Origin of the sequence: Pedobacter sp. 22163 (assembly GCF_052045595.1) — a bacterium.
Classification (GTDB): Bacteria; Bacteroidota; Bacteroidia; order Sphingobacteriales; family Sphingobacteriaceae; genus Pedobacter.
This window is the reverse complement of the sequence record NZ_JBQEPM010000002.1, coordinates 693,433-705,973: the sequence shown is the minus strand read 5'-3', so window position 1 is coordinate 705,973 and position 12,541 is coordinate 693,433. Positions and strand designations below refer to the sequence as shown.

Below are 12,541 nucleotides of genomic sequence, written 5' to 3'. Positions count from 1 at the left end.
TATAAATATAAAAATAACAAGATAAAACTTACTTTTCATGCTTCGTGGTGTTTTCGATTAATGTTTTCAATTGTTCTTTTTGACGCAATTCAGTGAAATAAGGAAGTTCAATATCCATGTTATGAAATGCTATCATATCTAAGTCATCAAAATACTGACATTTAACACCTTTACTTAGCAGATCTACTAGATTTATAAAATTCGGTAAGTTCCCTTTCCGGAATAAAAGTACATCAGCTTCGGAAGCCAATTCTGAGATCTCTTTTTTATTAACCTTCCCTATAATTTTAAGATTTGGAGCAAACCTTAAAGATAGGGGTACCTCCTCGAGGCTAATCCCACAAATAACGAAAACATCTTTAGTAACGTCCCTGAGAATGGATAAAAGTTTGACTACGTGTTCAGATTTTTCGTCCTGAAGATAAATAAACACTATTTTTTTATCCTCAGCTGCAGATAATTCAGACATTATCAAAGACTGTTTTCCCCCGCTTGAGTTATTCCAAATACAGTTTGACCAAACCTCAACCCTTTCATCTAGTATACCGTAAACCTCCATAAGTGCGATTTTGGTGTGCGAATCTTTTGCAAGGATTAAATGTGAATAATTTAAAAATAATGTACCAGATTTTAGATGGGCCAATTCATCAGGTGTTTGTTTACTTTCCAGCAAATAATTTCTTCCGGGATTTACCGATGCAATATTTGTAAACGGCCTATCTTGGTACAAAATGATCTTTGAATTAAATCTACGGATTATTGTTGCGGCAATATAGTAAAGATCGAAATTATGGAACATAAAGCAATATTCTTTTCCGGCAGTGACAAAATCGTTCACAACCATTATTTCGATAATCCTATAACCAAAAATCATTGCATCTGATTCGTTGCTGATATTAAATTCGGAGGAGTTTGGATAAGGTATAAAAATTTGAGATCTAACATCATGCCTAGAAAGTGTTAAACACTGTTCTGTTCCAATATGAACAAATATCGTCGAAGAAAAAATCCCTGTATGGTTCCTGTCAATAAACTGATGCAAATAACCATCTGTGGTTGAGCTGTCCAAAAACAAAACCCCTATAATTTCATTTTCGTTCATATGGTATAATTTTTTTTTAAAATGTGAGTGGCGCTTATAAATTTATGATCGAGGCTGATCATCAATAAAATTCCCAGCCCCGCGGGCCCCAAAAGGCCAAGAGTAGCTCTAATGGAGGAACTGTTGGTAAAATCTGAGCAAAAATTCTTTTCATCAAAACTTTCAAGAATGGCATCAAGATAATTGTTAATACCCGTCCAAATAAGTTGCGAATTTAATTTGTCATTGACTTGGAAAAGACTTATTAAAGTCGCAATATGTAAGTCAATTGAGTTCTGCCGCAAGTCTAGACTCGAACTAAGGGCCTTTGTACATAAAAAGTCGTTTAGAAAGGTTTCAAACTGAATTTTATCTTCATTATAGGGGCCGCCGTTAAAATACATTTTTATGTAAAAAGAAATAGTTAAGAAATGTAGTTTGGTGGACAGCGCGAGAAAATTTTGCCCGAATTCGCTGTCATTATATAACAGTATCAATAGATCATTGTTCTTTTTTTCTAGTAGGGAAAGACATCTATCGACAACTATGAGATAGATTTTTTTCTTCTTCAAAGCGTGCAAAAAATCGGCAATATTTAATAAATTTTTAGAAATGTTTTTAACCCTTATAATATCGGCTGAGCGATCTATTGATTCGGTTAAGCTATTGTCTTTTAAAACTTTTAGCGAACCTAAAAACGTTTCAATTATATCAACATGTTCGACAGCTCTTTCTAAATATAACAACTTTTCGATCTGATTAACATTCTCGACATCCGAGATATCAAATTCGTTTAACAGATAAAGCGTGGTGTGTAGAGAATCTGGCTCTAAAGATGGTTGACCATATCCCCTTAAGATTTCAATATTCACGTTGGCGAAAAAATCATCACGATCGGGGATTTCGATTATGTCCTCATTGTGTAAATAATGCAAAACGTCTGCAATGCCTGCGATACCATGAGCATATGACATATCATTTTCATTCAAGGCATCCAAAATTATTAACAACTGCTCATTACACAAGCTGAATAGTATTTCGCTATCCTTTAATTCTGCATATAAGTATAAATACAGAATACTACCCATCCTCCCAGCAGATACACCTCTCTGTTTGTGGAAATCTATGTTTAAAATGATGTTATTGGCTATCTGTGCCAGCATGTTAAATGACCTGTTATTCTTCATCTATTGATAAAATTCTTTTTTAGCTCGACAATGTGTAAACACTATCCGATTAAATGTTTACTGTATGACATGATATCTTTGAATGCCCCTTTTTTTGAAATAGATCGATTCTTAATAAACTTTTGTGGTGTTTTTATCTCGGCTTTACCAATATTTTCCAAATGAAAGTGCTTATTAATAAATTTTGCTGTCAGTACAATTTCTTTTAAAAAATAAAACATTGACCTGATTGACGACTTTCCTTTAAGAAGCATAATGAGCACTTCTTTATCAACGGTCAAACTTGAAATGTCACCACATAAAACGTTTTCATTGTCGACCAAAAATCTGTTAATACGCGGAATATCTAAATTGCGAACAAAATCCTTTCGTAATCCCCCCCTTATTCGGTCAAGGTAATATCCTGAAGATATCGCCAGGGTCTGTGAACTGTCTTTAACCTTTTTCAGGCAATTGTCAAGATGGACTGGCAATGTTAGTGTGTCGCCATCATACAAGCAGATAGTGGAAGTTTGAATTTGAGGTAAAATCTGCAAAACAAATGATTCCAGAGATTGAGATGAAGAGTCATCGGACGGGTTTGATCTATAGCTCAATATAGCTGCTTGTTCACCAAATCTATATTTTAAATAGGATGTGTTTAGGTCAATATTGCAGTTTGAATCTTCACCACTAACCACTATGAAAGTCACATCTTCAGAATCGTATTTTTTTATTTTACCAATTTCTGTGATTTTCTCCACATACTTAAAACTGCATGTATGCTTGGAAACGAAGTCGAAGCTATTGTCGTACGGAGAGAAACTATTAAAGGCGCCTTTATAAAAATATCGGTTCTTGCTACTTAAATCGATTCCTGCATTATGAAAGATTTTTTTGTTGGCCCAGACTTCAACATCATCCGGGGGCCAACAAAAATCCAGTTCTTCATCAATCTTCGTAGCGTAATTTTTAAATGAATTCCATAATAAAGCCCACATATCGGCACACCAGCTTGCTATCGGAACATAATCTGCTGCTTTTCCTGTGCGACTTTCTACAAATTCAGCTTTGTATCGTGGTTCACTTCTTTTCAGATGATTATAAAGATTTACACAATCGGTCTCCATGTGTATCCAGAACGCTTCGTTGACATTTTTAATAATAGCTTGCGCTCCCCCAGCATTATTATCATTCGCGATAACTAGGTTTGCGTCTATACCAATGACTTCACACATTTCCCTTAAAACATTAGGACCTTTTGCTCTTATGTACCTTGAATCAAGATATGACCGAGCATCTGAAAAATACCAGTTATCATCCGCGCATAGCCTATCGAAATCTGGAAGGGAGGTTGTAAATACAATATCTGAATCATGATAAAAAATAGGCTTCTCCTCAAGTTCTGGGAAAGCACTGAAATGTTGTGCGATAATATGAGGTCTGATACTCGAAATATAATTCTTACATTTTCTTCTATCTGGATAATAATAAAACTTTGCATATGCAGAATAACTCTCACTAAACCTTTTAAATGATTTATTTATCCCCTTAGCTTCCTCATATGCTACTAGCACGTGAATGTTATTCGGGTCAATTTTAAATTGAAAAAAATTTAGAAGCTGTATTTCAAGCTGCCAAATAAAATAATTATCGTCGGGCTGTGCAGATAAGAATAACATAGTGAAAATATAAGCCTTTAACGGACAGAAAGTGAATTAAATAAAAAAAAAGCTTCTTTCCATGACTGCACACCTGTATTGCGAATTGTCTTTCTTTGCGTACGATTCAACAATGCACAGCCTATTCCTGAAATGCCCTCCAAGAGTTCGAATTTGTATTCAGAAAATGGATCTTTAAGTGCCATAAGCTGTTTTTCCTGTTTCCCAAATGCAGAAAGCGTAACTGACAACCAATATTCAGCACTCTCTTGGAAGGCGATTTCCCCAGTCCTTTCATAAAGCTCTTGAAAGAGCAGCATAATTCCACTACTTCCATGACAACAAAAGGCATCTTTAACCAAGGAATCATCGAAATCCCTTCTTTTAGACGTCTCGATAGCCATAGCTTTTAATAGGTTAGAATTTTGATGATCTGATAGAGTTACTGCAGCCTGGTGTAAGGCATTTAAAATGGTCAGGTCTCCGTAACACCAGGCTAGTTTCGAAAACTTTGGCTCGTCATTTTCTCGATAACCGTCATGAGCAGGGATGAAATCTTTCCAAAAAGAACCGATGTTATAGAAATCCTGTCGCTGGCTGAGATAAAAATTTAAAACATTGCTTATCAATTTTCGACATGTGTCCCGAAGAATCCCGTTCTTATAGCACTCACTTAAGAAAACAATTATTCCTGAGTTGCCATGCGCCAACCCCATATCAATGATATTCTTTGAAAAGTACGGCTCAAATCTTTCCCAAGCCATCCCAGTGCTTTGAGTTACAATTGTTCGGTTCAAAGCAAAAACTATTTTTTCGAGAGATTGCCTGTTCATTCTTTTCAAAAAATAGAATCCAATCCCAATATATCCATACAGTGTATCCCATTTGCTTTCCTGAATAAACACATCAAGAAATGAATTGAGATAAAGATCAGTGTCAGCTAGGAAATCATCAGTATCAAAATCAACATAATCAATTTCTTTTAAAAAAATTAGCAACCAGCCGATGCCAGACAGACCTTCGCAAAATGAAGGTGACACACCATCTCGGCCAGAGACGATGTCCATTATCTGGTTGATGATCCCTAAAGGTAATTCATCAAAAAATGAATCGTCGAGTATCTCATTGTAAAGTATGGCATATAACAAGACCCCTGCTGAACCCGTGTGAAGATAAATGTTTTGGTTTGAAATAATCTCTTCCTCATTTGCCTTGATCATTCTATTTATATCATTGAGAATTCGATAAATATCTGGATTAACGTAAGTTGGTTTTTTTAGTCTCATAGTGGTTCTAGGTTCTGTTACTGCCGTTGAAATTAAATAAGTGTCTTTTTTTCCATTAACGCGTTTTTTTTGTACAGTTTGCTTAATAAATAATATATGACCACCTCATATGTATTTTGATTATGTGAAAAAAAACGGTTAAACTCCATATGAATAATACTTTTGACAACATCTTCAACGGTCGGTTTACCACTTCCTATCAGAATTGACCTGTCAATTTTTGAAATGTTATTCTTTAATGTGCGCATGTAAAGTTGCTCATCAAATCCAGGTAAATTACATTCTATGTACAACGTTTGCTCTGCTTCCTTCATATACTCGCGTTGTACAGTTTGTATGTGTCTTTTCAAGTACAGATCATCTGGAGACCTGGTAATAAAATTTTGATACATTTCTTCACAGACCAGATGTTTCCGGTCATTAGAAAAGTCAAATGCGTCAAGAATTACGTTTATTATTGGAATAATTTGCAATCCTTTTTTTTCATTTCTTAAATAGTGGATGATTTTGTAGCTATTCAAGCTAAAGATATCTTCAACTATTTCAATTGTTGCTTCTCCGTATCGTTCGATTTCGCGATTGTATACATCCGTCGTAATGGTTTTTATATAACGGTTTTCAATCAAAACGGTAAATTTTTGATGAAATAACGTGATAATTTTGTTAATGGAGGACAACTCACATAGATGAAATCTTAAACGTAGATGTTGGCCACCATTATCGGTATATCTAATGAAAAAAAACTTATCAATAAGCCGCCTATCGTACAAGAAGGACACAACTTCAAAAATTTCATTGCATAGTAACTTGTCCAAAACGTTAACTCCAGAATAGATTTTATAATAAAGCCATTCGCTACCGAGGAAAAATTTTCTTGTCAAAGTTTTGGGATAAGTTTTGTAAAGGTTAAAAATATTTCATTGTTATGAATCCCCTTTTCAGTGGAAATCAAGGCTTTTTCGTTGTCGAAAAGGTATTCTTCAAATACTATATATGGTTCTTTGGCCGCCTCTGCCCTCAGAATATCCATCGAAGATTTATGATTAAAATCTATTAAGATCTTCGAATCGAAACCTTTTCGCAGCCAAACTTTGTCAGGTATATTCATTTCGATTTTCATCCTGTACATTTCGTCAAAAAATTTTGGTGTTGAATCAATCTGAATCTTAGATATCTTCCATCGCGCCAGAATAAGGATTATATTGTCCTCAAAGCAGACTCTAGGAAAGAATCCGTCAGGCGAGGAAATATCTTCCCAATCCAATATAAACCTAAACTTGGCTCTTTCATGCACCTGTAGGGATGAAAGGAAGTAATAAAGTGGATTGGTTTTGAAGCTATAATCGTGAGCGGATGTATTTTTTGGGATAATTCTTTTACCATTTTTTTTAGACTTAAGCACAATCTGGTTGGAAGAATCTATAGAAACTAAAATATCCGATGGACTGATAACGTTTTCTTCTTCATGGGAAGGTACATTCATAATTGGAATTTCATATTTATACCATGCCCGTCTTTGAAGAATAATGGAAGAATCAATTTCTTCTGGGAGATAAGATATTTCAGCAGCTATTGTATTGTCATTCAACAGGCTTTCCTCAATTTCTGTAACCTGTTTTACATATTCACATAATTCTGGACTGGATTTACAGAACCTATTGATTAGATTGACACCGGTTGTACCACCAGCAAACTTCAGGTATATCAATGGAGTTGCTCCTGTGTCATATATCTCGTTACCTACAAGAAATGAATTTGGGAGATCTGCATACCAGTTTTTTGGATAGTCACCTAGATCACTATGGACGATATTAATAAATCCTTTTTCCGGATTTTTAAGATAGTTTTGAAATTTTCTAAGCAGTAGGCTATCAATTGCAGGCCCACCAGATCGGGAATTGTTCTGCTTGTTGATATTAAAATCCATAATTATTGGATCAGTTTGAATGCTCTCGGCCGTAAATTGCGCAAACCCTACTCCGATATCCGGATCTAAAGCCTCCAATAGTGGAATGTCTTGTCCATCATAACGTTCAAGGAACTGTATCTTAAATTCTCTTAATGCTAAATCCTCTGTTTCTCGAACCGACAGCAGTGTGATTAGTCCTACCAGCCCGTTATATATTTTATCAACCAATCGTTTTTCCAATTTGGCATTATTCTTTACGAACAATGTTGTGTTGGTTAGTCCTGCCTTCGAGATATCCCTGAGATTAAGTTTGGATATAATACTATTCTCCAACTCCAATAACTTCTTTTCTCGACCTCCGATACTGATTAGATTTAATTCATTTAACTCATCTCGAATTGAAGTTATAACCATTATCAATTTCTCTGCTTCTTGATTTTCATAAGATTGCAGTTTTTTTATCAAAAACCCTAGCTGATCCGTTCTGGTCAAGCTTAAATCCAGTTCGCTCACCAATACATTATTATTGATCAATTCATCTATGAATTCCAATGCATCTGAGGTTTCTTCAGCGTGATCGTGGATAACAAGAAGCTGCGCTAAATAGTATGCTGTTTGAGGTACTTTACAGGATTCTATCAATAGAGTAATAAAATCGTCGGCTTTAATTTCGGAAATCCTAAAAGGCCCATTTTGTATCCTTTCGTTATATCGGTATGTGCCTGCAAAAAAGAACAATGATGTATTGACAGAATACTTTTGGCTATGACGAATATTTCTGTTCTTATTTATGTATTCTAAAAGTCCTTCATAAAAACTGAAATTAAAATCGGTGAATGCATCAAAATCAGTGCTGCTATCAATAGCTATACTCGTCTCTGTAGAGACGTATCCCACTCCTATTCCCGCAAAAATACCTAAGGGAGTACTTTTTGTGCACATCCTAGCAAGATATTTGTTTAATGTAACTCTAACTTTCGGAGAATACCCTGAGTTTGAAACATTTTTTTCTAAGTCTAAAATTTTTCTAAATCCTCTGGAAGAAACTGAAATCGCTTCATAAAATATCGGGCTATCAACTAATCCTTCTTGTAGATATGAAAGATTATTTAAGGTTGGCGTCCGGAAAATAAATTTTGGAAAACAGACATATTCTCTCATAAAAATCTGTTTGGCTGTCTTTAGGCCCTAAAAAAAGAAAATGTCATAGTTAAACTCTATATGTTATGGTTAATAGTTTGCATTCACCAAAAAAGGTGAATGCAAAAGAAATATTATGCAGGTGCGCAGGTTTTGTAAGGTATTGTTCTGCATGACTCTACAGGTGTGGCAGTCAACGGACATGTAGCTAAGTAAGATGAAGGCTTATAAGTGGTAGGCGTCGCACATACTGTATTGACATACAAGTTGGAGGCTCCACCTATATCCCCGCCGACAACGTTTTTCTGTTCGATATCAGTGAGATATCCTAACGTCAGTTTGTTCAGTGTTAATTTTTTCTTTTTCATGTTTTTGTGATTATAAATGTTTAATGGTTAAAGAATTCAAATAGTCAAATCAGTGTTGATTAAAGTCTTAAATCACTTTTTATAAATACAAGGAAATAACGTTTTCATTTACTTTATATTTAATACAGTTGTAGAAAACTTATAGAGATTTATTATGACTCTCCAATGTTACTAGTTTCTACGTATGAATATTCCACATTCTGCATTCACCTAATAATACAAAACCCAATAGACTCAAAACGTTATTAAAGGAGCCCGCAATTGTACATCTGCGCGATTATAAAACTCGACCTCAGCAGTTTTCATGAGGATCTCGCACTGATCTCTGATTCGACATAATCAATAAAAGCTGTAATTTAATAGTATAATGCTGTATTTAAAGCAATTTAGAAATAATAAATATATCTTTATTAATTTAAATGTAACATAAACAACGACATTTAAAAAACACCACACTGTATCACTAGAATTACATCGCAGCTTACGTTTAACTTACTTTTTAAATCTATTTTTATTTAAATAATCGCGTAATAATTCATTGTGATAAAATTTTTTTGATCTTAGATTGTGAAGAATTTCCAGACAGCTTTTTTCAAAACCAGGGAATAATTTCTCAAAAGATAATTCAGTTACGTTTCCAGTTAAATCTATTGCGTTATGGCCCCGTTGTCCCCTTTTAAATTGGCAATTTTTGTTAGATGCTGAAGGAATGAATGTCTTAACAGTCTCCCACACGTGTTCTTCTCGCTCAGTGATGTCCCATTTCAACAAATTTCTATGCAAAAAAATAATTTCGCCGCTAGGGTCGTGCTGAACCATTGTAATCCCATTGAAGGCGCCTGTATCCTGATCAGTATAGCCGCATGAACCTACTTCCTTTTCTATCATCGATACAGGCTTGCCCATTGCCAACCACGCGAACCTAAATGTATCTTTGTCACCATAGATAAAATTGTAATAATCATGATGTCTTATGTTAAAATACAGACATAGCTGAAGTTGGTCCCAGGATTTCTCTTTGTTAATAAGAAGTTGACCGCTATCTTGCTCATAACTGTCAAAATATGCTAGTTCTAAGATTTCCCAAATTGGATTATCTTCAGAGGTTTTCCAATAATCCGGCCAAAATAAATTACCTGTTTTCAGGTAGTTTTTGTCATAGAAAAGGTACGATGGATCTCTTACGCACATGTTATCTGCGTCAAGAAACAATACTTCTTTGAAACTGCTATAAAGAATTGACAATGGCTTCATTAAAAAACCGTGTGGCGCTTCGTCAACATAATTTTCGATATTTTTACATTTCACTTTGAACTTGGACAAGTTACGCTTCATTGAGGCGGATACCTCGTCTCCATAATACCAAAGCTCGATATCCAAATTGCATCCTGATTCTCTCAACTTAGATATCAAAACCCAGCTTGAGGTGAAGTACCTCAGCCCTCCTGCGCTTATAACTATACCCTTCCCAGTTCCAATTTTTTGACCAAAGAATTCGCTTTTTTTTTTCAGATACTCTTTCCAGTCATTGCGGAGCTCTTCTATTTTTTCCTTTGTTGTATTTATATTCAACCATGGCACACTACTTATCTCTGATTCTGTCATTTTTGGATATATGTCTACTAAAACTCCGTAAATATTTAAATTAACTTATTCTATTTAATTGGTTTAATCCTTCTTGAGGCATTATACAACTGATAACACTTTGAATTAATGGAGATTTTAATCCCAAAAAAACCTTCCATCCATTCTAACTGTTTTTCATTTACATTGTAATGATTGAACCGAAGCTTATCGAAATCGGCCAAAAGTATAGTGCTGTTTTTCACTGGTATAAAATGTATTCCCCAATCGACGAGGCTATTTTCGTCGAAGTAAATGTTTCTGACTATCACTTTCATGGCCCATCCCGAAGTATCCAACCCATCAATACAATCAAAGATCTCAATGACGCGTTTATTTGAGCTATCAAAACGGTCCCTAAATTTTTTCTGCTTCATTACAATACTTCCGGTATCACTTTTACTTTGCTTTGCTAAAAATTTCCGAAAGCTAGTAGTACAAAAGATAAACTCATCGATATCAATGAAAGCAGTCCAATCAGACAGTTTTGAATATCTTTTAAAATAGTCAACAATAGAATCCTTTTGTCCATAAACTATTTCACCTTGGGCATTTTTTGGAGACCAGTCTATTATTGTTAATCTATCGCTAAATCTTCTTAGGATATCATTTAAACTATGATAAAGTTGTTCATCAGTGACGGCTGCTGTTAAGGCTTTAAAATCAATATTATATCTATTATTACCATTAAAATTATACTCGTATTCTAATGATCCTGAATTATCGTACAAATAAATGTGATTGAATCCTAGACAGAGGTGATATTTAATCCATTCTTCTAAAAAAAGGATATTCTCCCTTAAAATAAAAACAGTATGAATCGCTAAAACCATGGATTTCTTTTAAGCAAAATAAGGTTTTCTTTTAAAAAATCAATAAAGTTTGCGAAAAACTTAATGAATGCCAGTAAAATAATTTTCAATAATACCAATCCCCGCTTATCCCGATGTATTCTTTGAAGGTTTCGGTCATGCATGGCTCATCAATGCCTACCGCGGCCACTACATGATCCAGCACAGCGGCGACCTGTCACTATACTCAGCCAACACCAACCTCTTCCCAACTGACAGCGTCGGCATTGTCGTATTGGTCAATAAATTTGACGCGACGGTGCCTGAAATGATCAGCTACTATATTGCAGGCAAGCTTCTGGACCTGCCCTATAAGAACTGGAACGACCAGATCCTCGCCATGCGAAAAAGCAGAATACCCCGAAACCTACCGGCAAGGAATCCAGTACTATGCCAGCCCGGATTCCGCAATCATTACTTCATACAGCTTACGCGGGAATCTACCAAGACCCGGACGACGGCACCGTGGTGATCACCCAGGAAATGCATTAAGAAACTTCCATCACAAAACCGCTCTACTTAAACTCGGCTGCTGTACTGATAGCTCAGAAGATAACCTGCTATGGCCACCAGGGGCCTATGATGAACAGCATGTGCATTGCCTGTGCATGATCGCATCCATCAACAATAGTCTTCGGTCAGTGATATCCAGCTCAATGCTTAGGAAGAATGTCAGTATAGGTATACCCACTCAATTAGACGGCCAAAGCCGTAGAAGCTCCTCTGTGAAAAGGCCACAGAGTTTACAGAGACTAATCGTAGAGCAAAAAAATGTTCGCTGGAGGTTTAGCAAAAAAGTTTTCCAACAAGTACAAACTTTACAGATCGAGATTTCTACGAACTAGAAACTAGTCTTAAAAATTAGTCGAAAAATTCAATTTTTATATGTTTGATTGTTGCACTAGATTTTGACTTTCCTGATGAATCCTACCATCTTTATGGAGATCAATCCTAAAATATTTTGCACATTATAAATAGCAATAGTTTTAGGTGGCCATATCAACGGATCCTCTAATTTTTCCCAATCAATCCCTATATCATTTGGGTAATAGTCCCAATTATTCCAAGCCCTTTCTTTTACCATCAGTCCGTCGTAACCCAGCTGTTTAGTCAGATATTCATTGCGGTTGCCCTCCCAGTCTGGGCCATAACTTAAAAGATCTGCTGCCTTATCAAATTCTATAAACTTACTGTTATCTAAGTCACGATGTTGCTCAGAAACCCCGCGTAGGATAAGACACTCTGGACGCGGGATGCCTCCAGAGGCTGTTCAGCATCAAGGATGCTGATGTTTTTATCTAAAAAAATTTGATAAACCTTGGCAAATCCAAGGTTTTCATATGCTTCTCCTCCCGATAATCTCGATTTCTGCAACACCAGGTGGCTGAACAAAAGTGCTGCATCCTCGCTTAGGGAAGTGTAAAAAGCATCACCGAGTGTAAGACTATCTACCCTT

General features: G+C 35.5%; 9 protein-coding genes. All 9 read right to left on the bottom strand.

Features of this window, described 5'->3' with window-relative positions; all coding sequences use genetic code 11:
- Nucleotides 1-28: 28 nt before the first annotated feature.
- Entirely contained in the window at nucleotides 29-1,102 is a 1,074-nt protein-coding gene (locus ACTJKN_RS07545) for a hypothetical protein (RefSeq protein WP_440823727.1), read from the bottom strand.
- Nucleotides 1,099-2,244, bottom strand: a complete 1,146-nt coding sequence (locus ACTJKN_RS07540; protein WP_440823726.1) for a hypothetical protein — start codon at nucleotides 2,242-2,244, stop codon at nucleotides 1,099-1,101. Before ACTJKN_RS07540 ends, ACTJKN_RS07545 begins: the two co-directional genes overlap by 4 nt.
- A 65-nt stretch (nucleotides 2,245-2,309) precedes the next feature.
- The gene (locus ACTJKN_RS07535) at nucleotides 2,310-3,929 is read right to left on the bottom strand and encodes a hypothetical protein (RefSeq protein WP_440823725.1); all 1,620 of its coding nucleotides are present in this window, start codon (nucleotides 3,927-3,929) and stop codon (nucleotides 2,310-2,312) included.
- A 17-nt stretch (nucleotides 3,930-3,946) separates the two neighbouring features.
- Nucleotides 3,947-5,194, bottom strand: coding sequence for a lanthionine synthetase LanC family protein (locus tag ACTJKN_RS07530; protein WP_440823724.1), 1,248 nt, complete (start codon nucleotides 5,192-5,194; stop codon nucleotides 3,947-3,949).
- A 32-nt stretch (nucleotides 5,195-5,226) separates the two neighbouring features.
- A complete protein-coding gene (locus ACTJKN_RS07525) occupies nucleotides 5,227-6,075 on the bottom strand; it encodes a thiopeptide-type bacteriocin biosynthesis protein (protein ID WP_440823723.1) in 849 nt (282 codons plus the stop codon).
- Entirely contained in the window at nucleotides 6,072-8,264 is a 2,193-nt protein-coding gene (locus ACTJKN_RS07520; RefSeq protein ID WP_440823722.1) for a lantibiotic dehydratase family protein, read from the bottom strand. The genes ACTJKN_RS07525 and ACTJKN_RS07520 overlap by 4 nt, the downstream gene beginning before the upstream one ends.
- Before the next feature lie 113 nt (nucleotides 8,265-8,377).
- Nucleotides 8,378-8,611 (bottom strand): class I lanthipeptide, encoded by a 234-nt coding sequence (locus ACTJKN_RS07515; protein ID WP_440823721.1) that lies wholly within the window; start codon nucleotides 8,609-8,611, stop codon nucleotides 8,378-8,380.
- Nucleotides 8,612-9,103: 492 nt separating this feature from the next.
- Complete coding sequence (locus ACTJKN_RS07510; RefSeq protein WP_440823720.1) at nucleotides 9,104-10,216, bottom strand: hypothetical protein; 1,113 nt, start codon at nucleotides 10,214-10,216, stop codon at nucleotides 9,104-9,106.
- A 50-nt stretch (nucleotides 10,217-10,266) separates the two neighbouring features.
- Nucleotides 10,267-11,067: a glycosyltransferase family 2 protein gene (locus tag ACTJKN_RS07505; RefSeq protein WP_440823719.1), complete on the bottom strand. Its 801-nt coding sequence runs from the start codon at nucleotides 11,065-11,067 to the stop codon at nucleotides 10,267-10,269.
- Between the last annotated feature and the right edge of the window lie 1,474 nt (nucleotides 11,068-12,541).

What these genes read in the sequence shown, in the direction of transcription:
- ACTJKN_RS07515 (WP_440823721.1), bottom strand. Translation starts at nt 8,611, where the DNA reads ATGAAAAAGAAAAAATTAACACTGAACAAACTGACGTTAGGATATCTC.
- ACTJKN_RS07510 (WP_440823720.1), bottom strand. Translation starts at nt 10,216, where the DNA reads ATGACAGAATCAGAGATAAGTAGTGTGCCATGGTTGAATATAAATACA.
- ACTJKN_RS07545 (WP_440823727.1), bottom strand. Translation starts at nt 1,102, where the DNA reads ATGAACGAAAATGAAATTATAGGGGTTTTGTTTTTGGACAGCTCAACC.
- ACTJKN_RS07530 (WP_440823724.1), bottom strand. Translation starts at nt 5,194, where the DNA reads ATGAGACTAAAAAAACCAACTTACGTTAATCCAGATATTTATCGAATT.
- ACTJKN_RS07505 (WP_440823719.1), bottom strand. Translation starts at nt 11,067, where the DNA reads ATGGTTTTAGCGATTCATACTGTTTTTATTTTAAGGGAGAATATCCTT.
- ACTJKN_RS07535 (WP_440823725.1), bottom strand. Translation starts at nt 3,929, where the DNA reads ATGTTATTCTTATCTGCACAGCCCGACGATAATTATTTTATTTGGCAG.
- ACTJKN_RS07540 (WP_440823726.1), bottom strand. Translation starts at nt 2,244, where the DNA reads ATGCTGGCACAGATAGCCAATAACATCATTTTAAACATAGATTTCCAC.
- ACTJKN_RS07520 (WP_440823722.1), bottom strand. Translation starts at nt 8,264, where the DNA reads ATGAGAGAATATGTCTGTTTTCCAAAATTTATTTTCCGGACGCCAACC.